This window comes from uncultured Kordia sp. (assembly GCF_947489565.1).
Taxonomy (GTDB): domain Bacteria; phylum Bacteroidota; class Bacteroidia; order Flavobacteriales; family Flavobacteriaceae; genus Kordia.
In genome coordinates, this window is the sequence record NZ_CANLEA010000005.1 from 257,808 (window position 1) to 282,327 (window position 24,520).

20 protein-coding genes are annotated in these 24,520 nt (G+C 31.6%); 19 read left to right on the forward strand and 1 reads right to left on the reverse strand.

The window, feature by feature from the left end; genetic code table 11:
* Positions 1-111: 111 nt before the first annotated feature.
* Genes Q0845_RS08815 through Q0845_RS08845 form a run of 7 tightly spaced genes read left to right on the forward strand, consistent with a single transcriptional unit; the run spans position 112 to position 11,910 of the window.
* A complete protein-coding gene (locus tag Q0845_RS08815; protein ID WP_298511849.1) occupies positions 112-630 on the forward strand; it encodes a cyclic nucleotide-binding domain-containing protein in 519 nt (172 codons plus the stop codon).
* Positions 631-642: 12 nt separating this feature from the next.
* Positions 643-2,208 (forward strand): TolC family protein, encoded by a 1,566-nt coding sequence (locus tag Q0845_RS08820; RefSeq protein ID WP_298511851.1) that lies wholly within the window; start codon positions 643-645, stop codon positions 2,206-2,208.
* 18 nt (positions 2,209-2,226) lie between these two features.
* The gene (locus Q0845_RS08825) at positions 2,227-3,489 is read left to right on the forward strand and encodes an NHLP bacteriocin system secretion protein (protein WP_298511853.1); all 1,263 of its coding nucleotides are present in this window, start codon (positions 2,227-2,229) and stop codon (positions 3,487-3,489) included.
* A gap of 11 nt (positions 3,490-3,500) precedes the next feature.
* Positions 3,501-5,699 carry an NHLP family bacteriocin export ABC transporter peptidase/permease/ATPase subunit gene (locus tag Q0845_RS08830; protein WP_298511855.1) on the forward strand — a complete coding sequence of 733 codons (2,199 nt, stop codon included), beginning with the start codon at positions 3,501-3,503 and terminating at the stop codon, positions 5,697-5,699.
* A 6-nt stretch (positions 5,700-5,705) separates the two neighbouring features.
* Positions 5,706-8,618, forward strand: a complete 2,913-nt coding sequence (locus tag Q0845_RS08835) for an NHLP bacteriocin export ABC transporter permease/ATPase subunit (protein WP_298511857.1) — start codon at positions 5,706-5,708, stop codon at positions 8,616-8,618.
* A 15-nt stretch (positions 8,619-8,633) separates the two neighbouring features.
* A complete protein-coding gene (locus tag Q0845_RS08840) occupies positions 8,634-9,803 on the forward strand; it encodes a hypothetical protein (RefSeq protein WP_298511859.1) in 1,170 nt (389 codons plus the stop codon).
* Positions 9,766-11,910: an adenylate/guanylate cyclase domain-containing protein gene (locus Q0845_RS08845; protein ID WP_298511861.1), complete on the forward strand. Its 2,145-nt coding sequence runs from the start codon at positions 9,766-9,768 to the stop codon at positions 11,908-11,910. The genes Q0845_RS08840 and Q0845_RS08845 overlap by 38 nt, the downstream gene beginning before the upstream one ends.
* Here Q0845_RS08845 and Q0845_RS08850 read toward each other — a convergent pair.
* Positions 11,907-12,620 carry a hypothetical protein gene (locus Q0845_RS08850; protein ID WP_298511863.1) on the reverse strand — a complete coding sequence of 238 codons (714 nt, stop codon included), beginning with the start codon at positions 12,618-12,620 and terminating at the stop codon, positions 11,907-11,909. The genes Q0845_RS08845 and Q0845_RS08850 overlap by 4 nt on opposite strands.
* Before the next feature lie 98 nt (positions 12,621-12,718).
* On the opposite strand from Q0845_RS08850, the gene Q0845_RS08855 reads away from it, so the two are divergent.
* From Q0845_RS08855 to Q0845_RS08910, 12 genes are all read left to right on the forward strand, one after another.
* Positions 12,719-13,033, forward strand: a complete 315-nt coding sequence (locus Q0845_RS08855; protein ID WP_298511865.1) for an NHLP leader peptide family RiPP precursor — start codon at positions 12,719-12,721, stop codon at positions 13,031-13,033.
* 27 nt (positions 13,034-13,060) lie between these two features.
* Positions 13,061-15,025: an adenylate/guanylate cyclase domain-containing protein gene (locus Q0845_RS08860; RefSeq protein WP_298511867.1), complete on the forward strand. Its 1,965-nt coding sequence runs from the start codon at positions 13,061-13,063 to the stop codon at positions 15,023-15,025.
* Between the two features lie 281 nt (positions 15,026-15,306).
* Complete coding sequence (locus Q0845_RS08865) at positions 15,307-15,639, forward strand: NHLP leader peptide family RiPP precursor (protein WP_298511869.1); 333 nt, start codon at positions 15,307-15,309, stop codon at positions 15,637-15,639.
* A 23-nt stretch (positions 15,640-15,662) separates the two neighbouring features.
* Entirely contained in the window at positions 15,663-15,998 is a 336-nt protein-coding gene (locus Q0845_RS08870; protein ID WP_298511871.1) for an NHLP leader peptide family RiPP precursor, read from the forward strand.
* A gap of 53 nt (positions 15,999-16,051) precedes the next feature.
* Complete coding sequence (locus Q0845_RS08875; RefSeq protein WP_298511872.1) at positions 16,052-16,408, forward strand: NHLP leader peptide family RiPP precursor; 357 nt, start codon at positions 16,052-16,054, stop codon at positions 16,406-16,408.
* An 11-nt stretch (positions 16,409-16,419) separates the two neighbouring features.
* Positions 16,420-16,815 carry an NHLP leader peptide family RiPP precursor gene (locus Q0845_RS08880; RefSeq protein WP_298511874.1) on the forward strand — a complete coding sequence of 132 codons (396 nt, stop codon included), beginning with the start codon at positions 16,420-16,422 and terminating at the stop codon, positions 16,813-16,815.
* Positions 16,816-16,833: 18 nt separating this feature from the next.
* Positions 16,834-17,235 (forward strand): hypothetical protein, encoded by a 402-nt coding sequence (locus Q0845_RS08885; protein ID WP_298511876.1) that lies wholly within the window; start codon positions 16,834-16,836, stop codon positions 17,233-17,235.
* A gap of 541 nt (positions 17,236-17,776) precedes the next feature.
* Positions 17,777-19,228 (forward strand): type 2 lanthipeptide synthetase LanM, encoded by a 1,452-nt coding sequence (lanM, locus tag Q0845_RS08890; RefSeq protein ID WP_298511878.1) that lies wholly within the window; start codon positions 17,777-17,779, stop codon positions 19,226-19,228.
* A gap of 643 nt (positions 19,229-19,871) precedes the next feature.
* Positions 19,872-20,084 (forward strand): hypothetical protein, encoded by a 213-nt coding sequence (locus tag Q0845_RS08895; RefSeq protein WP_298511880.1) that lies wholly within the window; start codon positions 19,872-19,874, stop codon positions 20,082-20,084.
* A 35-nt stretch (positions 20,085-20,119) separates the two neighbouring features.
* Positions 20,120-20,827: an alpha/beta fold hydrolase gene (locus Q0845_RS08900; protein ID WP_298511882.1), complete on the forward strand. Its 708-nt coding sequence runs from the start codon at positions 20,120-20,122 to the stop codon at positions 20,825-20,827.
* Between the two features lie 23 nt (positions 20,828-20,850).
* Positions 20,851-22,500, forward strand: coding sequence for an ATP-binding cassette domain-containing protein (locus Q0845_RS08905; protein WP_298511884.1), 1,650 nt, complete (start codon positions 20,851-20,853; stop codon positions 22,498-22,500).
* An 80-nt stretch (positions 22,501-22,580) separates the two neighbouring features.
* Positions 22,581-24,515, forward strand: a complete 1,935-nt coding sequence (locus Q0845_RS08910) for an alpha/beta fold hydrolase (RefSeq protein WP_298511886.1) — start codon at positions 22,581-22,583, stop codon at positions 24,513-24,515.
* Positions 24,516-24,520 lie beyond the last annotated feature (5 nt).

Below are 24,520 nucleotides of genomic sequence, written 5' to 3' on the forward strand. Positions count from 1 at the left end.
ATCGCTTTTTTTGTTTTACAAGCAATACTGTCACTTTCAACTGTGTCATTGGCAGTTTTAAAATACTATCAAAATATAACTTAGCAATATTAATATTTAATACGATAAAACATGAAACGAGTACTTTTTTTACTGGGTCATTTAAACGATTTAGATATCGAGTGGATGATAAATAATGGTAGTAAAGCTGATCTAGAAGCGGGAGACAGATTAATCAGTAAAGGCAAAACTATTGAAAATCTATACATAGTCTTATCAGGTGAATTATCTATTAACGATGGTGTTAGTCAAAATCACATTGCTCTTATAGGTTCTGGAGAAATTGTTGGAGAAATGTCTTTTTTAGAATCCAGACCACCATCAGTATCTGTTATTGCAACACAACCAACATCCGTTTTTTGTATCTCTAGAGAATTGATGAATAGCAGACTTGCAACAAACTTAGAGTTTAGAGCTAACTTTTATTATGCTATTTCATTATTCCTATCAAACAGATTGCGTAAAACAACAAGTCAACTCGGTTATGGTTCACCAGATGAAGCAGATGTAATAGATGAAAATGTATTAGACGGTGTTTCTCAAGCAGGATCAAGATTTGGTCAAATATTACAGAAATTTTCAGAAGTATAAAAAAGCAATAGAATGAACTACAGAGTCATATTTTTTAGTTTTCTACTAGTTGGAATGTATCAAGTACATAGTCAAACAGCAATTTCCGTTGATATTGTGAAATTGTCAGAGGTTATGCTTGAGGAAAACCCAATCATAAAAAGAAATATTTTAAGTATCAATAGTGCTGAAGGCGGTTTGCAAATACAAAGTAGCGTCTTTGACTATCAATTGATATCTAGAGCATCATTTAGTCGTGATGCCTTAAATCTTTTTGAAGCAGATCCCAGAAATGATTTTTTAGATGATAAATTAAAATCAAGAAGCACTGGTGTATCTGTAGGTTTTCAAAAAACATTTCGATCTAGTTTAACAGCTAATTTGAGTGTAGATTATTCTATGGCAAATGATAACTTTCCTATCAATAGGTTTAACCAAAATGTAGGTTCTTACTTTGGAGACCATTCAATGTCTACTACTTTTTCTTTAACACAGCCATTGTTAAGAGGTAGAGGAAGACGAATAGCTACGGCTTTAGAAGAAGCTTCTGTCTTAAACCTAGAAAGTACGAATGAAAATATAGTATTTGCAAATTCATTTGAATTGCTACAAACTGGAGGAGCCTATTGGCAATATGTTGCCGCAACAAAAAGATTGAAAATTTTTAAAGAAAATGAAGCGCGTGTTAGGCGTGTTTTAGAAATAACTGAGGAATTAGTCAAAGCCGACAAAAGACCTGCAGGAGATGTATTTCAGGTAAAAGCAGATTTAGCAAATCAGGAACGACAAACAAAAGTTGCAGAGCAATCATTATACAGTGCAAAACTCAATCTTGGACGTGCTATTGGTTTAAGTGAAGAAGAAAGTAAACAACTAGGAGATCCGTTAGATGAATTTCCAAGCATATTAGAATCTGGTTATACCAAAGATTTTGATAAGAAAAAATATTTAGAATTAGCTCAAAATAATAGAAAAGACATTTTGGCTTCTAAAAAACTACAAGAATCAATAGAGTTGCAGTTTAGTCTAGCAGAAAACAACAAAAAAGCACAGTTAGATCTTACTGGTTTTGTGCGTTATGGCGGTATGAATATGGGGAATGGAGTAGATCGTGCTTTGGCAACATTTTCACGTAATGAAGGAAATAATATTGGTTACGGACTTAGTTTAAACCTAACATTTCCTATCAACAATAATCTAGCAAAAGGAACATATAAACAAAACGAAGTAGCACTAAAAGATCAGCAAATAGCAGTTGAAAATTTAGAAAGAAATATAAACTTAAATGTTTCCATTGCACTCAACAACTTAGACAATACTGTTGAAGCTCTAAAACGAGCGAAAGAATCTCTTGATTTCTACCAAGAGGTTTATAACAATGAACAAGTAAAATTTAAGAACGGTTTAACCATTTTATTAAACCTCATACAATTTCAAGAACGATTAACTTTTGCAGAATTAGACTATTTACGAGCGCATCAACAGTTTGCATCAGCAATCATTAATCTTCGATATGAAACAGGAACGTTACTCGTAGATAAAAATGGACTTACAGGAATAAGTAAAGAATTGTTTTATACAATCCCAACATATAACTAATTATTAAAAAACAACATCATGGCAGCAGGATTTTTTAGAAAAGCAGCATTGGAAAAACTTTCCACACCCGAAAAGTTAGATCAACTTATTAAAGTTACAAGCCCAAAAGGATGGATTGCCTTATTAACGATTACCCTAGTTTTAGGAACTGGAATTGCTTGGGCATTTATGGGAAGTGTAAAAACAAAACTCAATGTTGTAGGTGTAATATTGGGTGGAGAAATTCATGAAGTAGTTGCTACATCACAAGGGCAATTAATAAGTGTTAACGTCAATGTTGGAGATGAAATAAAAGAAGGAGACGTTATTGCGAAAATTGAACAACCTGAACTTTTTCAACAAATAGAAGGAGTCAAAGCAACTCTTAAAGAACGAAATTTTGATCTACAACAATTACTTTCTTATGGTAATCAAGATACGCGATTACAAGGAGAGATGATTCAGCAACAGCGAAGCAGCATTGAAATGCAAATTCAATCTGAAAATAAGACTTTAGAATTTTTGAGAAATCAATTAGACACAGAAAAAGGATTGCTAAAACAAGGTTTAATCACTAGATCTCAGGTTGTGAATACAGAACAGCAAATAGAATCTTCTATGAACTCTATAGAACGTCTAAAAGGACAAAGAGTTCAAACTTCTAGTCAAAAACTAAATTTAGGATTCGATTTACAACAAAAAATAAGCATCAGCAAACAACGAATTGCTGAAATGGAAAGAAACCTAGCAAATTTGCAAGAACGATATGATATCGAAACAAACATAAAGAGTTTATACTCAGGTGAAGTTGTTGAATTATTAACTGATGCTGGTATCGTAGTTAGACAAGGAACACCTTTATTCAAGCTTAAAAATCAGAGTCAAGTCGCAGGAAACAAATTAAGAGGTGTATTATACATTCCTTCTCAAGACGGTAAGAAAATTAAAGAAGGAATGGAAGCGTTGGTAGTTCCTTCTACGGTTCAGCCACAAGAATATGGCTTTATGAAAGCTAAAGTAACCTATGTTTCTGACTTTCCTATTACACAAAAAGGAATGATGATGACTGTAAAAAATGATCAATTAGTACAAGGACTATTATCAAGAGGAGCAATGTTTGAAGTATATGTAGAATTTGAAAAAGATGAAGAATCGTATAGCGGTTTTAAATGGACATCAGCCAAAGGACCTCAAATTGCAATAAATGAAGGTACTTCTTGTATGGGGAAAATAACTGTAAAAACAGAACCACCTGCAACGATGGTTGTACCAGCTTTAAAGAAATTCTTTGACCTTTATTAATACCATTAGCCATGACTAAAAAGAAAGATATTAAAAAAGAAAAAAAGCTGCCGCGTCCAGTTAAAACACCTACCGTTTTACAAATGGAAGCTGTAGAATGTGGAGCTGCTGCTTTGAGTATTATTTTAGGATATTATGGGAAATATGTTCCATTAGAAAAACTAAGAATTGCTTGTGGTGTGTCTAGAGATGGACTAAAAGCTTCTAATATTCTGAAAGCTGCACGAGGACTTGGTTTGGAAGCAAAAGGATATGCAAAGTCAATCGAAAAGTTGAAAGCGCTTGAAATGCCAGCGATCATATTTTGGAATTTCAATCACTTTCTTGTTATTGAAGGGTTTACCAAAACCAAAGTATTCCTAAGCGATCCAGCACAGGGAAGATACAGTGTAACACATCAAGAATTTGATGATGCCTTTACAGGAGTAGTATTGACTTTTAAACCAGGAGAAAAATTTGAAAAAGGAAATGAGAAAAAAGGATTACTTAGTTCATTAGGATCAAGAGTGGCAAACTCAAAAATGAGTATAACTTATATTCTTTTAGCAAGTCTTTTTCTAGTAATCCCAGGACTTGTAATTCCTTCCTTCACAAAAATATTTATAGATAAATTTCTAGTAAATCAGATATCAGGGTTTGTGATGCCTTTACTTTTAATCATGGGAGGTGTCTTGATCGTTAATTCCATACTTGTATATCTTCAGCAATACTATTTATTACGATTAGAAACAAAATTAGCACTCGCAACATCCAGTAAGTTTTTATGGCATGTATTTCATTTACCCATTGCTTTTTTTACGCAACGTTACAGTGGTGAAATAGGAAATAGAGTATCCTTAAATGATAAAGTTGCAAGGCTATTAAGCGGAAACTTAGCAAATTCAGGGTTAAATGTAATTGTAGTTGTGTTTTATGCACTAATGATGTTTTCGTATGATGTTTTACTGACAGTAATTGGTATTAGTATGGCAACATTAAACATTGTAGCATTAAGATTTGTATCAAGAGCCAGAAAAGATGGAAATCGAAGTTTTGTAAATGAAAACGGAAAACTTTTAGGAACAACAACATCGGGGATAAGCATGATTGAAACCCTAAAAGCTTCTGGTAGAGAAAATGATTTCTTTACTACATGGACAGGCTATTTGGCTAAGGTAACAAACGCTCAACAAGAGTTAGGTTGGCTAACAACACGTCTCAATGTTATTCCACCTTTATTAATGTCATTAACGACAACAATTGTATTGGGAATTGGAGCCATGCGAATCATGGATGGAGATATGACTTTAGGGATGTTAGTTGCCTTTTTATACTTAATGAACAACTTCATGGGACCTGTAAATCAATTAGTGACTGTAGGTAGTATACTTCAAGAGACAGAAGGTGATATGGGACGTATAGACGATGTTTTGAATTATGAGATCTCTAGTGAATTTAATGAAGAAAATGCAGTAACAAAGGAAAAAAATGGAAATGTAAGTCTAGGAAAACTTACAGGACATTTTGAAATGAAAAACGTAACATTTGGTTACAATCCTACAACACCAGCTTTAATTACGGATTTTAGTTTAACCTTAAAACCAGGGAGTAGAGTAGCGCTTGTAGGAGGTTCTGGTAGTGGTAAATCTACTGTAGCAAGAATAGTTTCAGGATTATACGAACCATGGGAAGGCGAAATACGTTTCGATGGCAGACTAAGAAAAGATATTTCGAGACATGTAATTACAGAATCAATTGCAGTAATTGATCAAGAAGTACTAATGTTTAAAGGTTCTATACAAGAAAATATTGCTTTTTGGGATGACAATATTCCTGAAAAACACATCATTCAATCGGCTAAAGATGCAGCAATTCACGATGTCGTGGCAGCTAGAACAAATGCCTATGATAGTGAAGTAATGGAACGAGGAGCTAACTTTAGTGGAGGACAACGTCAGCGATTAGAAATTGCAAGAGCTTTGGCTTTAAATCCATCTATTCTCATCATGGATGAAGCAACAAGTGCTTTAGATCCTAAATCAGAAAAAATAGTAATGGATAATATCAAAAAACGCGGATGCACGTGTTTGATAGTAGCACATAGATTAAGTACAATTATGGATTGCGATGAAATAATTGTAATGGACTTTGGAAAAATCGTAGAAAGAGGAACTCACAAAGAGTTATTAGAGTTAAATGGTACATACGCTAAGTTAATTGATTCAAAATAAAACGTTATGTCTGAAAATATAAAAATAAGTTTAGAAGAAAATCAGTCATTAATCCTAAGAGAGCATGACAGGTTTTGGATGATTACTTCTGGAGAAGTAGATGTTTTTTATGCAGACATCGACGAAAATGGAGAATATGCAAGTACATTAAAATATTTATATAGTGCTGTAGCCGGAGAATTACTTTCGAGTCTAATTTCTTCCGAAAAGCAGGAAACAAACATCAAATTAGTGCTTGTAAGTAAAGGAGCTTCTTTAGTTGCAATCAATAAAAACAAACTATTAGAAATTGATCATATTTTTCTAAAAAGTATGATAGATAAGTGGGTTTTAAAAACAGCTCATCAAATACAACAAGTCAATGCACCAAGATTATACACGCCTTTAGTGATTTCTAAAACGATTCCTCTAAAGAATGAAAGTATAGCATTTCCAACCAAAGGTTTGGTCTGGTGTTCTGTAATGAAAGGAGAAATTAGCAAATATTCACAAGATGCTTCTTTAAATACTGAATCAGAATTTAACTATCCATTTCCGGTATCAAACAATTTATGGATCAAAGTAGTAAGTAATGATTGTGAAGTAAAAATATTGAGTACTAGAGAAATGCTCAAAGATGAGATTTACTTCATGCTCTCTTTAAATGATTTACAAAATCATTTATATGCAAAACTGATTAAAAACTTTGAATTAAAAAAAGGCGAAGAAGAACAACGCATTACAGAAAAAATAACGTCTGAAACATCAAATTTAACAAAAACATTAAACCAATTACGAACGATTGTAGTAGGTGAAAAAAAACAAGAACTAACTTCTTCAACAGATAGTAAAAAAGTTAACAGTAACTTATTTGAATCTTGTAAGTTAATAGGGGAAGCTGTTGGATTTGAGTTTAAAGCTCCAAAATACATGGAGTCTTATAAAAACAGTACTACTAACCAACTATACGCTATTGCACAAACTTCAAAAGTCAGAGTTAGAAAAATTATACTAAGAGGTACATGGTGGAAAGAAGAGAATGGACATTTATTGGCTTTTTATAAAGAAGATAAAAGACCTGTAGCACTTATTCAAAGTACACCTACGAGTTATACGCTCAAAGATGTTACAACTGGAGAACAGTTAAAAGTAAATCATGAAATTGCAGAAAAGTTAGAACCTATCTGTTACATGTTCTTTTACGGTTTTAATGATACAATGACATCCGTAAGGAAAATTGGGAAATTTGCAATACAAGGAATTAAAAAAGATGCTAAGTATTTAATTTTAGCTGCTTTTGCAGGAAGTTTAGTCGGATTACTAGTACCAATATTATCTGGAATTATGTTTGATGATGTAATACCTTCCGCAGACAAATCGTTGCATTTTGAAATATTCGGAATCATGTTAATGTTAGGTGTTGTTTCTGCTGGTTTACAACTGATTAAAGGTGTTTTACAGCTTAGAGTTGAAACAAAATCAAGCCTTAACCTACAGGCAGGAGTAATGGATCACTTATTACGATTACCAGTAACATTTTATAAGAAATTCTCTGCTGGAGATCTTACAAATAGAGCGTTAAGTATCAACGGAATTCGTCAAATATTGTCTAGTACAGTAATGACAGCAGTTTTAAGTGGAGCTTTCTCATTCGTAAACCTAGCATTACTATTTTATTATGCACCTAGTCTTGCTTGGATTGGAGTTCTATTAGCAGTAATTGCAGTTGTATTCATGTCCGTTATTGGTTTTATGAAGCTTAAATACGATCGACAAATTTCTAATATTCAAGGTGACTTACAAGGATTTCTTTTTGAATTTTTATCAGGAATTACAAAAATTAGAATAACTGGTGGAGAAAAAAGAGTATTCACACTGTGGGCAGATAAATTTGCCAAACTAAAACAACTAGGATTTACGTCTGGTAGCTATCAAAATTATGTAGAAGTTTTCAATGCTTCGTATCCATTATTTACAAGTGTTTTCTTCTTTGCATTTATCTATTATACAGTAACAAGTGCAACAACAGCAGGAACAATGCTATCTGTGGGAGCTTTTATGGCCTTTATCAGTGCTTTTAATCAATTCTTAAGAGATTGTTTAAAAATGAGTATGGCTTTAATTACTTCGTTGAATATTATAACACTATACGAAAGAGTAAAACCAATTTTAGAAGAAGTGCCAGAATCTTCAGAAGATAGTACAGATCCAGGTGAATTAGTTGGAGACATAGAAATGAATTCAATATCATTTAGATATCATGAAGATCAACCACTTGTTTTAAACGATGTTTCATTCAAAATTAATCAAGGAGAAATGGTTGCTTTCGTAGGAACTTCAGGATCTGGAAAATCTACTATAATGCGACTCTTACTAGGGTTTGAATCGCCAGAAGCGGGTTCTATCTATTATGACAATGATGCATACGATTCTATGAATAAAGACTTAGTGCGAAGACAAATTGGAGTGGTACTTCAAAGTGGTGCCTTAATGTCTGGAAGTATCTACAAAAACATTGTAGGAAATTCTGAATTAACATTGGAAGATGCTTGGGAAGCAGCTCGTATGGCTGGTATGGAAGAAGATATCAAAAATATGCCTATGGAAATGCATACAGTGATCAGTGAAGGTGCCGGAACATTCTCAGGAGGACAGCGTCAACGTCTTATGATAGCACGTGCTATTGCTCACAAACCAAGACTTCTATTTATGGATGAAGCTACAAGTGCTTTAGATAATAGAACCCAAAATATAGTTTCAGAAAGTTTAGACAAATTACAAGCGACAAGAATCGTTATTGCACACCGTTTAAGTACTGTGAAAAATGCAGACCGTATCTATGTGTTAGACAAAGGAACAATTGTAGAATCAGGTTCTTACGAAGAATTAATGGACCAAAACGGAATATTCTCAAGTTTAGCAAAAAGACAAATAGCATAGAAACATTAGTAAAGAATGAATGAAAAAGAAAAGTATTTATTTTTAAAAGAATTTGTCAAAAGTGAACCTGCTATTGACGAGCTATTACGATATGCAGAAAATAAATTCATTTCCCCCAAAAAAAATAATTCGTTACCAATAGAAGACTCCTATATTGATGCTTGGGAAAGTTATCATGAAGAATCAAGAGAAATAGGTGCTTTTGAAACCTTAAAGAAATATGTAGTACGATTACAGTTTCCTGTCCAAGAAGGAATTTCAAAGACAGAAGCATATAAAAATGTTACCTTAAGAGGTAAACCAAATACTAGCAATGCTGGTTTAGTATTAAATGAACCAGCGTTGATAGAATTAGTTATTTACGAAAATAATATGATTGGAAAAGTACCAGTCATAATAGTGCCTAATAACGATGATTTCAATACAATTATTTCCGCTCTTACTAACAAAAATGAGCCTCAAACACTCCCTAAATCAATGGGCGCTTCATTTATTAACGGAATCAATAATTGGGATAGAATACATCGATTAAAAAAGGATTGGCTCACACAAAATCCTACAGGAAATTGGAATGTATATTTTAAGGAACATGTACTTCCAAATCCACATTTATTTAAAGATAAATTAATGGTACTTAGTACCAAAGCATACAGTGGAATTACAAGTGAAATCATTGGAGTTTCCCAAAGCGATTGGAAATCTTCATCCTTAATGATTAGGCGAGCGCATGAATGTGCACACTTATTTACATTACAATATTATGGCTGTATGGCAATAAATATGCATGATGAAATCATTGCAGACTATGCAGGTATTACTGAAGTATTAGGAAAATTTAATAAAGAATGGTTTTTACAATTCATAGGTTTAGAAAACTATCCAGCATATAGAAATGGTGGTCGTTTACAAAACTATCAAGGTACAACAGAGCTTTCCAAAGAAGCTTTTGACGGACTCAAAACAATTGTAAAAAAAGTTGCAGATACAATTTTCAGATTTGATACTATTTTGGGAGAAATTACAACTTCGTCCGATCAATTAAATAGAATTAAAAGTATTTGCGAGACAGATTTAATTACAATGGCTTCTTCTGGAGGAGTCGAGAAGTTAATAGAAAAATACAATTGCATAAAGATATCCCCGTATCATGATCATAAAAAACAAGAAAATATTAGGAGAAGTTAATGTTATATTAGATCAAATTTCTAAAGTCATGCAGGTAGAAAGAAGTACTTTTTATCTACTTGACAAAGAAACAAATGTCTTGGAAAGCATTGTAACACAAGGCGTTCATAATATAATTATAACTGTTCCTGTTGGGAAAGGAATTGTCGGAACAATGTTTCAACAAAAAAGACCTATCATAGAAAATAACACGCAAAAAAGCACTTTGTTTGATAATTCGTATGATGAACAGTTACACTTTACAACAAAATCTGTTTTATGTGTTCCTATCTTCAATGAAAAAGGAAAGCCAATTGGCGCACTTCAAAGTTTGAATAAAAAAGGAGGTCTTTTCACCGAAAAAGACATCAAAACACTCAATAGTTTTGCTACTGCAATTTCACTGATCATAAAAAATAGTGAGTTATATTTAGCGAGTGAACATATCAAAAACAACTTTTCTACATTGCTAGATGTTTTCAAAGTTGTTTCTTCTGAGTTAAACTTAAACAAGCTTATTCAGGTAATTATGAATAAAGCGGCTGAAATCACAAAATCAGATCGTAGTTCATTATTTCTAGTAGATGAAGAAACAGGTGCGTTGTGGACCGTATTTGCAAAAGGTCTTGAAAATCAAATTGTAAGAACAAAAACAGGGATTGTTGCAGAAGTTGCAAAAAATAAAAAAGCACTTATTGTCAATGATCCTTACAATCATCCACACTTTAACGCTTCTGTAGATAAGCAAACAAAATATCGTACAAAATCGATTTTAAGCGTTCCTGTGTTCAATTCTAAAAATGATGTTTTAGGCGTGATTCAGGTGATTAACAAGCTTGAAAACGACTTCAATTCAGCCGATTTAGATATCTTAACGGGTTTTGCTAGTCAAATTCGTATTGCTATTGAAAATGCAAAACTATTCGATCAAATTCAAGGGATGAAAAACCATCTCAATATATTAGTTCAAAATCTAGATAATGGCATTGTAACTATAGATGAGTCACTTAAAATTAATACGGTTAATGACACATTTAATAAAATGTTTGGTCTAAAAAAATCTCAAGATCTAACCAATACACATATTGATGAGTTAAGCAACTCTCTAAAACCATTATTTTTATTTTGCAAAGAGACCATTGCTACTGGCGAAAAAAATTATCAAGAAGAACTAAAAATTAAAATTAGCTCCAAAACATCTGTAACCATTAATGTTAGCGTACTTCCAATGCAAGATGCAAAAGGAAATGTTATTGGCGCCATTGCAGTTTTTAATGATATTTCTAAAGAAAAAAGAATACAATCCAACCTAAGCAGATACATTCCACAACATTTAGTAAAGCAGGTAATGAATCATGATAATTTATCTTTATTAAAAGGTACGTATTCTAAATGTAGCATTTTGTTTTCTGACATTCGAAATTTTACCACATTGACTGAAGAATTTGGAGCCATTCAAATAGTTGAATTGTTAAATAAGTATTTTGAAGCCATGATCACTTCAGTGCATAGATACAATGGAATCTTAGATAAATATATTGGTGACGCAATAATGACGGTTTTTGGAGTGCCTTACGCCAATATTTCAGATGCTAAAAATGCAGTGAATTGTGCCTTAGATATGTTTGCAATGTTGCACAATTTAAACAAAAACAACTCAAAATCACCAACGTTAAATATTGGAATTGGCATCAGTACAGGAAATGTAGTTTCGGGTAATATTGGATCGGAAAAACGCTTTGAATATACGGTTATTGGCGATTCTGTAAACCTGGCAGCACGATTAGAAAGTGCAACAAAAGTGTACAATGTAAATTTACTCATATGTGAAGAAACCTATAACGAAGTGAAAGACGATTTTCATTGCAGAGAAATTGATACATTGCTTGTAAAAGGGAAAAATATTCCGGTAAAAGTATTTACTGTACTTAGTGATAAAACGAAGCAACTTACCAAAGAGCAACATGATTTTAACGCAACATATTCTGAAGGATTAACTCACTATAAAAATGAAGAATTTCAAAAGGCAATTGCGTGTTTTCAAGCAGCAATACAATTAATTCCGACTGATGGTCCTACAAAAGTATTTATAGAAAGATGTAGCAACAACTCTAAAATAAGTATTTAATCCATTTCATCTAAAGTAGTTTTAACATGTTGTTGAACTACTTTTAGTTGTGTTTCTAATTGTGTGTAAATCATTATTTTAAATTCTCGACTAGATTCCAATTGCCACAAATAGCTATAAATTTTTTTCTTGTCTAATTCAGAAATTTCAATAGGTTGTTTTATCTCAATAAGTTCACCTTTATCATTAAATTCCATATAATTTGCCAATACATTATTAATTGGAAAAAAGTAATTTTTAAAGGCTTGTACAGCTTCGTTTTGTTCTTCTATTTTAGTGAGTACATCAAAGTAATAATTGTAATAATATGTAATTCGGACACGAAGTAAATCATCTTTTATAATGTCCAATCCTTTAGAAGTTAAACCTTCATATCCCGTTTTATTAGGTGTAAAACTAAAATCTGCGAATACGTTATTATAATAATCTTGAATAGAATCTTGATTGACAGGTTTATTATTAATCAAATCTCTTAAATAGACACAAGATTTTTTTGCAAAAATATTTCCTAATTTATTGTTTTCTATTGTAATTAAGTCATTGTTTAGCGCACTTACAACAGCTTTCAAAATTTCTCTTTCAGCATTAGAATCTCTTCTATCTTGGCTCCAGTTGCTAAGTGCGAAAGCTGAAACTACTGCAATAAACATTGACAAGGTTTCAAAAAAATATTTTTTCCAGTTGAATACAAATTTCTTCTTCTTTTTCATCTAAAAAGCATTTTTATCAGTCTTTTTGGCATTTTTATCCTTCATCTTAAATGTAAATTTACGCAACACTCATTATAAAGAACATAAAATTAATTATTATGGAATTAACAAAAAAACAAAAATTATTTCAAACTATTGTAAGTAAGGCGTGGGAAGATAATGCTTTTAAACAAGAGTTAATAAATAATCCAATAAGCGCCATCGAAAGTTTGACCGGAGAGTGTTTAAACATACCAGAAGGTAAAACAATTGTTGTTCGTGATCAAACAGATGATTCAGTGGTATACATTAATATTCCTGCAGAACCTAACATGGACGATGTAGAATTGACGGAAGAGCAATTAGAAGTTATATCAGGAGGTGGAGACCCTAGTGCAGTTATGCAACTTGACGATCCTCTTCCAGGACTATAATTCATAATTAGAAATCAAAATTAAAGAATGCTCATAGCTAAAAAAACATATTATAAAAAAGAAGAGAAGCGAAAATTAATATCGCTTCTCTTTTTTGTTTTAATATCTTCTATTCTTTCGGGGCAAGTTAACACTGATATTAGCAACCAAAAGAGAATAGGAGATAGTTTGTTTTTAGTAAGTAAAGACGAAATTAAAAAAGGGAACTATGAAGAGGCGCTTTCTTTAGCAGAAAAAAGCTTAACGATCTTTAAAGATTTAAATGAAAATGAATCTATTGGAAATTGCTATAAACAAATTGCTACGGTAAATTATTACCAAGGTGAATTTTATGATGCATTAACTTCTTTTGAAAATAGTAAAGAGTATTTTACGAAAGCAGGTGTAAAAAATGGAATTGCCTCTACTACAAATAATATTGGCGCAATTTATTACTACTTAGGGAATTACTCGAAAGCACTGGACAATTACAAAAATGCACTAGAGCTGCATGACGATTTAAATAATGAGGCACAAATTGCAGGAACAACACAAAATATTGGGAATATTTATCTAATACTTAACGATTTTGAAAATGCGAAGAAGTATTATAAAATTGCCAAAGAAATTCATCAAAAAATAGCAAACAAAAAATCACTTTCCTTAGTGTTGAGTAGTATAGGAAGTGTTTATATGAATGAAGAAAATTATGATACAGCGTTAAGCAATTATGAAGCTTCCTTAAAGCTTGCGGTAGAAAGTAATGAAAAACAAGTACAAACTGAAGTGTTTTTCAATCTAGGAAAATTATATGAAGCAAAGAATAATTTTTCTGAATCCGTAAAGTTCTACAATAAATCACTAAATATAGCACAAGAGATAAAAAGTAGTCGTCATGAGAGTTCTGCTTTTATTGCTTTAGGCGCCATTCAACTAAAGTTGAATAAAAAAGAACAATCCATAAAAAATTGTAAGCTAGGTTTAGAAATTGCAGAAAAACTAAATATCGTTTCTGCTCAAGAACAAGCATGTAAATGTCTATATGATTCCTATAAATCATTAAATAGAGTAGGGAAAGCATTGCTGTATAATGAGCGAATGTATCTGCTAAAAGACAGTTTGAATTTAAAGAAAACTACAGACAAACTCCTAAACATGGAGTTTGAAAAAGAAATGCTTTTAGATAGTATTGCCAATGTAGAAAAAGAACGCAAAGCAGAAATAGCACATCAAAAAATTGTAGATAGAAAAGAAAAACAACGAAATATATTTCTGCTTTTAGGTTGCTTTGCCATTATAATTGCTGGAGGAATTTTTAGCAGATTAAACCTTGTGAAAAAATCAAAAGCAATATTACAAGTAGAAAAAGATCGTTCGGAGCATTTATTACTTAACATCTTACCAGAAGAAATTGCCGAAGAACTAAAAGAAAAAGGATTTGTAGACGCGCAAGATTTTGAAACGGCTTCCATCTTATTCACAGATTTTAAATCTTTCACAGAAACGGCTTCTCGATTAACACCACAACAATTAGTTGAAGAAATTAATGTGTGTTTCAAAGCATTTGATCATATCATGGAAAGCTATAAAATTGAAAAAATAAAAACCATTGGAGATGCGTATATGGCTGCAGGTGGTTTGCCTAAGCCAGATGCAAATGCAGTTAAAAATACCATTTTAGCGGCTATTAAAATGCAGGCTTTCATGATTAAAAGAAAAAGAGAAAACGATATACAAAATAAACCAGCTTTTGAAATGCGAGTAGGTATCCACGTTGGACCTATTGTAGCAGGTATTGTAGGAGTTAAAAAGTTTCAATATGACATTTGGGGCGATACTGTTAATACAGCTAGCCGTATGGAAAGTAATAGCATGGTTGGAAAAGTAAATATAAGTCAAGACACCTATTTATTAGTTAAAAATGAAGAAGACTTAGCTTTTGAATATCGTGGAAAAATTACTGCAAAAGGAAAGGGCGAACTCGAAATGTACTTTGTATCACTTAAAGCATAAGTAATAGATAACATTTCATCTTTAAAATAGATGTAATGACATATACTTTCTACAAGAGAATTAAGCCATTTGTTTCAGAATATTATCAAATCTAGATTTATTGATTTATCTAAGAATTGCGCAATATGTTACGAAATCACAAAGTGTAACTCTTAAAATCTTCAACATAATAAGGTAAAATATATAAAAAACAGTTTTATCAGTTTTAATGGCATTTTTATCATTCATCTAAAAAATATCTTTACACCATAGTTAATAAGAAAACATTTAATAACTGAATTATGGAATTGACTAACGAGCAGAAAAAATCTCAGGAATTATTGCAAAAGATAATATATAAAGCATGGGAAGATGAAACTTTCAAGCAAGCATTAGTAGTAAATCCTATAGAAGCTATTGAAAAAGCTACTGGAGAGAAAATCAATCTTCCAAAAGATAAAACCTTGATAGTTAGAGATCAGACATGTTCGTCTACAATTTATATCAACATTCCTGCTGAACCAAATATGGAAGATATAGAATTAAATGAAGAGCAATTAGAATTTATTGCCGGTGGAGGAGCTTGGCCATCAGCTGTACGACCAACATTACCAACATTACCAACAAAATCATAAATAACACTTTAACGCTATAAACCATGAAATTAACACAAGAGCAAGAATTGTATCAAAAAATTGTACAAAGAGCATGGGAAGATGCTCAGTATAAAAAAGAACTAATGGCTAATCCTTTGGCAGCAATTGAAAAGTTAACGGGAATAAAATTAAATATTCCATCAGACACGAAAATAGTTGTTAATGATCAAACAGATGCTTCAAAAGTATACATCAACATTCCAATAGAACCAAATATGGATGATGTAGAATTAAATGAAGAACAACTAGAAGCAGTTGCAGGAGGTGAAGGGAAATATTATGAAATCATAAAATTGCCCCCAACTTTCCCAGGAGGATGCTTCCCTTACGATAAATAAAAACTTAAAATAAATATTCAAACATTATTAATTAAACTTAAAATTATAAAATTATGGAATTCACACAAGAAGAACAATTATTTCAACAAGTGATAAACGAAGCTTGGGAAAATGCAGAATTTAAGGCGGAATTAGTAGCTAATCCTGTAGCAGCTATTGAAAAGTTAACAGGACAAAAGTTAAATATTCCTGAGGGTAAAACTTTAGTAGTAAGAGATCAAACTTCTTCGGAGACCCTTTATATTAATATTCCAGGAAAAGTAGATGTGGAAGATGTAGAATTAAACGAAGAGCAATTAGAAGCAGTAGCTGGTGGTTGTTGGGATGGACCTAACCCTGTTATTGATATTATCAAAGATATAAAAACAATATTTGCACCAACAACTGGTCCAACTGTAGGAGAATTTTAAAATTTAGCATTATGAAAGTTACAAAACAAGACGTAGATAAAGGACTAGAGTTACACCAACAATTGGTATCTAAAGCATGGGAGAGTGCTGCCTTTAAAGAGCAACTTATCAATAATCCAAAAGCAGTCATTGCTGAGATGATAGGAAAAACTGATACTGAACTCAATGCAACGGTTGTTGTAGAAGATCAAACAGATGCAAATACTATTTATTTGAATATTCCTGCAAAACCAAATTTTGATAATTTGGAGTTAGAGCTAACTGAGGAGGAATTAGAAATGGTTTCTGGTGGAGATCTTTCTTGTTCTGTAGTTGATTTCTTCGATGGCGTAGGATATACAATTGGAGCTGGTTTAGGAATGTTAATTCATGATACTGGAGAAGCTATTGGAAATCTATTTGATTAATTATAAAAAACAAAAATTATGAATAGTACAGAATTAAAAAATGCAGAGAGTTTTTTAGCAGATATTACACAAAAAGCTCAAAACGATAAAGAATTCAAATCGGACTTAATTAGTAATCCAGTAAAAGTATTTAAAGAAAAATATGGATTAACTGTAAAACCAGATTTACACTGTGTTGTAGAGGACCAATCCGATGATTCTATTATTTATTTAAATATCCCAAGACCATTTGATCATGATGATAGTGTAGAGCTTACCGAAGAACAACTTGAGAAAGTTGCTGGTGGTGAATTGAGTGTTGGATTTATTTGTGGAGCAATTGCTGGAGCTATTTTAGTAGCTGTAGGTGATGGCTTTATAGAAGGATTCATTGATGGTCTTGGAGGAAGTGGAGATGTAGATTTCGATCGAGGATTATAGATAAAATTATTTTATGTGTTTTTACAAAATGAACATGAATATAGAAAACCCTTTTCTCATCTAACATTGATAATGTTTAATTACAATTTTAATTATGTATATTATCAACGTTAAATACAAATCAATTTGAAATGGTTAAAAAAAAATGAGAAAAGGGTTTGTATTATTTTATCAAATAACAATAAAACGAAAGTTTTAAGACTATTTAATTTATGAAAAGCTCACAAAATAATAATAAAATTATGAACTTTATTTTAGGTCTCATATTCGGTGTAATTGTAATGTTATTATTAAAATACTTTGATGTTGTTTAATAAGAACAAGTTTTATCTGCCAAAATAACTTTGCAAATCATTTGAGAAACATTCAAGTGATTCTTTATAATTACCAATAGTGAAAAGTGATTCTAAGAATTATAAATATTAGTTTTACCTTTTTCTTTTCTATCATATAAAATTGAATTACTCCAACTTTATTTCTAAGAATTAGTAGTACTAGTTCTATACTAAAACATCCAATATTGTAATTTATACAACGTGTTATGGGACTTGTTTCGCAAAAAATAGAATTAGATGATAAAAAAAATGATTTTTTATTAAATTCTTATGAAAAAAATCTTCTCGCCTTTTTATCAGAAAATAAAATATCAGTTCCAATAGAACAAAAAAATATTTTAGAGATTCTTAAAAATGATATTGCAAATTCTTATCCTGTTTTTAAAACTATTTATCCATTAGAAGAAGAAAAAATAAGAAATGTTTTTTCTAGTATAATTCAAGCAATATCGTCTGATAGAGAAGAATTATATAAACAAAAAATAATTAATGTTACTAGTGGTAGCATACAAGATATTAAGATAGGAGAAGGAGATTTTCATAATGGATCATGCACAACTATTCTTCAGTTAGAAAACAACCAAAAATTAATCTATAAACCTACAAATGGAAAAATTTCAAAGCCATACTTTGGTTTATTAGATTGGGTAAATAATTGTCTTTCATTAGGAGATTATAGTTACAAAATTCATAATAAACAATCCCACCATTGGCAAGAATTTGTAAGTCAGAAAGATTGCGAAACTGAAGAGGAAATAAAGGTATATTACACAAGGAGCGGTTACTTATTATGTATTTTATACCTTCTCAACAGTACGGATTATCATTCAGAAAATATCATTGCAAGAGGTGATTCTCCTGTACTAATAGATCATGAGACATTATTAATGCCAAAAATAAGAGAAAAGTATAAAAACTACTTTAGGCAATCTAATGCCCGAATAGAGGACACTGTATTTGATTCATTTTTATTACCAAACGAAAACGCTAAGTATTCTTTCCCTTTAGGAATGTGTGGTTTGGGTTATGCAAAGCAAACGTATACTTATGGACATAAAAAAGTAGGTATTAATCGTTTTACTAAAGACTGGAAAATGTCGATAAAATTGATTAAACAAGACTATGTTAAAAACAATGTGCCTACAATTAAAGGACGTAAAATCTTTTTAGATGATTATCAAAATGAATTTTTAAAAGGCTTTACAGATGCATATAATCTTTTTTTGAAAGAGAAACTATTTCTTTTATCCGAGAAATCACCGATTAATAATTTTAGAAAAGTACCTGTGCGTTATATATGGAGAGCGACTAATGTTTACGGTAAAATTTTGGATTTTATGAAATTACCTAAAAATCTAAAATGCAAAAAAAATTATGAACAAAAAATAAGAAATTATTTATCTGTGGCATATAAAAATGTACCTAAAGATTCAACCTTGCAATTAATTTTAGAGCATGAAGTAACACAAATGTTAAGAGGAGATATTCCTTATTTTGAGATAGATTCTTCTTCCAGAGATTTGCATACTGAACATGGTGTTATTAAAAACTTTTTTGAATTAAGTTGTGTAGAAAACTTTGAAAGAAAGCTTCAGAAATTATCCAAAGAAGATTTACAATATCAAAAGGAGTTAATTAAAACAAGTGTAGAATTTTAAATTATTTATTTAAATTGTCCTAAAATAGGTTGACAGTTTATAAATAAAATTAAATCAAACCTGCGAAGCTAACTTTGCTGGTTTTTTGCTTTAAAAAAGGATCAAACAAAACGCTTTACACAATCGAGAACCTTACATTACAATACGCAGATCAGCACCAAATAAATTCGAAAGTATTGCAAATTAGACTAAGAAGCCTCAAATCTTCATAAAACTGCCATGAAACGCTTAAACATATCTTCAAGAGCGTATTATAACAGAATTCTAAAAATATCTAGCACTAATTACCGATTTAAATCAGCCAAAAAATATGCTATATAAGCGCGCGCTCTTATAGCAGATGAATTTTTAAAAACTGAAAACCAAAATGATACCAGTATATTTAAATTTTTGTCAAGTACTTAGAATTTTTTTGCTTTGTAAAATAGTGTAGAAAAATAAAAAACAGTATAATTGTAGTATAAAAAAATACATTATTTCAAACCATTTCTCCCCTTAAGAAATAATTGATTTTTAGAGAATATACATATAAGATAAAAAAGCCTTGCTTTTATTGTATTAATAAAAAAACAATTCCAATCAGTCAATACCAGTTGCTTATGATATAGCAAACACGACTATAGAAATCGCCAAGATCAAAAGTATGCTAAAAGAAGTGTTACCAGCCTATATGATTCCTGCTGTTTTTGTTGAAATTAATGACTTTCCACTGACACCAAACAAAAAAAAAGATGCAAAATATCAAACGCCTTTTCAGTTAGGAACTGATTTGCTAATCAATGCAAGTCTATTTAAACTTGAAGCTAAAGTCCGCGTTGACTTCTTAAAATCGAGACAATTACGTCACAAAAACTAAATATAATTTTATATAAAAAGAGAAAAAATAAAAAAATGATATACCAAAAACCACAAATATTTATGTTGCATTTTGCAGGAGGGAACTCGTATTCATTTGTGTTTTTAAAAGAAAAGATATCCCAAACTTTTGAAGTTCATACCTTAGAATTGCCAGGAAGAGGAAAACGTTTCAAAGAACAATTACTCACCAACAGTCAAGAAGCAATTGACGATTATGTACAGCAAATAAGAGCCAAACGAAATGGAAAACCATTCATTATTTATGGACATAGTATGGGCGCAACATTAGGATTATTTGTTGCCAAAAAACTAGAGAAAATCATAGATATGCCAGAAGCATTAGTACTCACAGGAAGTGTTGGCATTGGCGTAAAAGATGAAGAAGAAGAAAAAAGAGGGAAACGATATTTAATGAATGAAGAAGATTTTAAACAAGAATTACGAGAGCTAGGCGGCGTTCCTGAAGAAGTATTGGAAAATGAAGAACTTTTTAGCTTTTTCAGTCCGCAAATGCGTGCCGATTTTAAAGTGATAGAAGAAGGATTACCTACAGAAAACTTTGCGATACAAGCTCCTATTTATGCCATCATGGGAACCGAAGAAAAGTGCAGTGATCGTTTGGATAATTGGAAACGATTTACCGCGAGCTATTGCAATTGTGAATTATGGGAAGGAAATCACTTTTTTATCAACGATCATTCAGAAGCATTAGTACGCATATTAGAAAAGTCATTTGACTAAGCAATCAACTAAAACAACAAACAATGTTAAAACTAAAAGCAAAAGACATTATCTATCTTATTTTGTATGCCTTACCCAATACAATTTTAAGTTTTGCCATCATATACATTATCAATAATGTGATGGCGGCAAATCCTGTATTCACCAGAAAATATATGGGAATTGTATTTGTGGCAATCATAGTGTATACATATTTACTCAATATCATTTTCCAGAAACGACTCAACCTGTATGCTTTTAAGTTTCTTTATGAAAATGAAAAAAGGGTTTTTAGTCAAATTTTAAAAGCATCGTTGATCAAATTAGAAAAACTCGGTCCGCAACGCTTTTATACAGCAGTAGAAGATTTAAGAACCTTCTCGATGTTGCCATACACAGTTACACATACCGTAAACTCAGTACTTATGCTTGTACTTTGTTTAATATACATGTTTACACTCTCTTTTTCATCGGCATTAATTGTCATCATTCTTATTGCGCTGGTAGCTGCTTGTTATTTTGTGGTGATGAATACAATGACCAAACAAGTAGCAATTCTTCGAGAATATAATGAAGATTACTATCAATATGTAGATGATGTAATGCGAGGATTTAAAGAATTAAAACTAAGTTTTTTTCGTCGTAATAGCTTAATGAATAACTTCTTAATTCCGAACCGAGACAAGGCAATGGACTTAGATTTTAGAATTAACTATGTCTTTCTATCAATCAACTTAATAAGTCAATATGGATTGTATTTTGTGGTTGCTGTCATTCTATTTGTATTGCCACAATACGGACTGCTTACCACCGAAGATGTTATAGCCTATGTTGTCATCATCCTTTTCATTTCTGGACCTATCAACAACCTGATTAATTTACAACAAATGTACACCCGATTCATGGTTGCCAATACTAGAGTTAAAAAATTTATAGGCGATTTTGAAATTGTAGATGATGGAAAACAAGAAAAGGCAGTGACCTCAGATACATTCAGTTCACTTGAATTTAATGACGTTGTATTCTCATATCCAACAGACGAAAAATTGGAGGAAAAAACAAAACCTTTTGCGCTTGGACCATTGAATTTATCCATAAAACAAGGAGAAGTCATTTTTGTAGTAGGAGGAAACGGTTCTGGGAAAAGTACTTTCATCAATGCGTTGACAGGACTGTATTCCATATCTGATGGTGAGATTTTAGTAAATGATTCCATCAGTGAAAAATCGAATAGAAGCTTGCAAGATATGACGGCGGCTGTATTTACAAACAATCACATTTTCTCAAAAAACTATGATGATTTTGAGCTTGAAAACAATAAGAAATATAGACAACTTGTGGAAACGATGGAGTTGGATCATATCATAACAGATGATAAAGAAAAATCGATTCGAAGACAATTCTCCAAAGGACAAAGCAAGCGTGTATCATTGATACTAGCCTTATTAGAAGAAAAGCCAGTATTGGTATTAGATGAATGGGCAGCAGATCAAGATCCGCATTTCCGTAAATATTTCTATGAAGTATTAGTTCCAAAACTAAAAGCAGAAGGAAAAACAATCATCGCAGTAACACATGATGATGCGTATTTTAACAATGCAGATCGAGTGATAAAGTTTGATTATGGAAAAATAATAAAGGACGTCGATATCCATTCAAATAAAAGCAATTTAAAAGATATTTGGGTATCATAAATCGAAAATTTAAACATTCACTTACATCAAGAAACATCTTCTGAAATAGACATAGATTTTAATTTTTAGAAATACGAATTATGAATACATACATGAAAAATATTTTTAATGCACTTTTGCTACTGATTACTTGTACAGCCTTACACGGGCAAGAAGGTACATTTAAAAAAGTAGATTCTTCCTATCATCGATATGCAGATTATATAGAAGATGATGCCATTACATGGGGTTATTTATCGGTACCAGAAGATTGGAATCAACCGATGAGCGATTCTATAAAAATTGCAGTCTCAGTCTTAAAAAACACTTCAGGAAAAGCAAATGCAGAAGCATTGGTCTTTATTCAAGGTGGTCCAGGACAAGGAAGTGTAGACGATGTTTGGTCTTGGTTGAATCATTCTTTGCGAAAAAATCATGATATCGTATTGTTTGATACTAGAGGAACAGGCTATTCACAGCCGCGTTTGTGTCCAGATTTAGGAAAAGAATTCTTAGCCATTTTAGCAAAAAATCAATCACCATCTAAAGATGAAGAACAAAAAGCAAATGCAGCATTGGCTTGTAAATCTGATTTGATAAAAAAAGGAATCAATGTGGAAGCCTATCAAAGTACTTCGGTTGCCAAAGATTTACACGCACTAAAAAACAGTTTGGGATACAAGCAATGGAATATTTACGGAGTTTCCTACGGAACTTATATGGCGCAAGTATATGCAAATATGTTTCCTAACGATATTAGTAAGCTTATTCTAGATTCTTCGATCTCAAACATTACTGAATATTACACGGCAAATACGACAAACTATATGACAAGTTTGCAAAAGGTATTCAAAGCCTGTGAAGCCGATGAAAACTGTAACAAAAATTATCCAAATATTGAAAATATCTACTATGAAGTCATTGCAGATTTAGAGAAAAATCCAATCACAGTGGATGTAGATAAATTTTTGATTGAATCAGAATCGTTCACTTTTAATGCAGAAGACTTTAAAGTAGCCTTGCAACAAGCTTTGTATAACAAGCAATTGGTTGCGGTAATACCGTTGCTTATTTATGAGTTTAAAGCACGAAATAAAATCGCTTTAGGGAATTTAGTGCCTGCTTTTTCAGCGCTGTTAAATATGGATTACGGAGTGTATTATTGTGTGAGTTGTAACGAAACTTTACCGGTAAACGATATAGAAACGCTTGAGCAGAAATCTAACTCTTACAAAGGACTCAAAGGACCGATTTCATTCTACAAATCAGATTTTGTGGTATGTGATCAGTGGAATATTCAAAAAGATTCCATCATATACCAAAACTTAGACAAGTTGAAAGAAAGCAATATGCCAGTATTGGTATTTGGAGGAGAATTTGATCCAATTACACCAGAAGGTAATGCAGAAAAGACGGCCAATTTATTTAACAACGGAACGGCGGTTACGGCATATACTTACGGACATGTACCAAGTTTCACAAGAATAGGAACGGAAGTAGTCACAGCATTTATTGATAAAAATGAAGTGCCAGAAAAAGAAGTGTTCAAAAAAGCACCAGCATTACAAATTGTCAACTCCATCACGGTCAATGGCGGCGTTTCTTCTATGGGAAACAGTTTAGATGAACAAGATCCATTATTTCTCACGCCATTATTAATTGCACTTGGAGTTGCATTGGCATTTATCATTGCACATGGAATCAAATTGATTCGAAGAAAATATAAAAAACTATCAGACAAAATTGTTAGAATCCTATGTTTATTAACGTCTGTATTTGGAATTATAAGTTTGATAGGATTTGTAAATGCACTCTTGACAACGGTAGATCAAAACTTTTACATTTTGGCGTTTGGTTTGCCGAGTTCCTATGACTATTTATACATTTTCATGTGGATATTTCTAGGATTATTGTCACTCACACTACTATTTTACGTTATAAAGATCAAACAACTCAATGAAAGAAGTATTTTATTCTCAATTGTATTTTCAAATATATTGATTGCTGTCTACTTTTTGTATTGGGGAATTATTTAATGTAC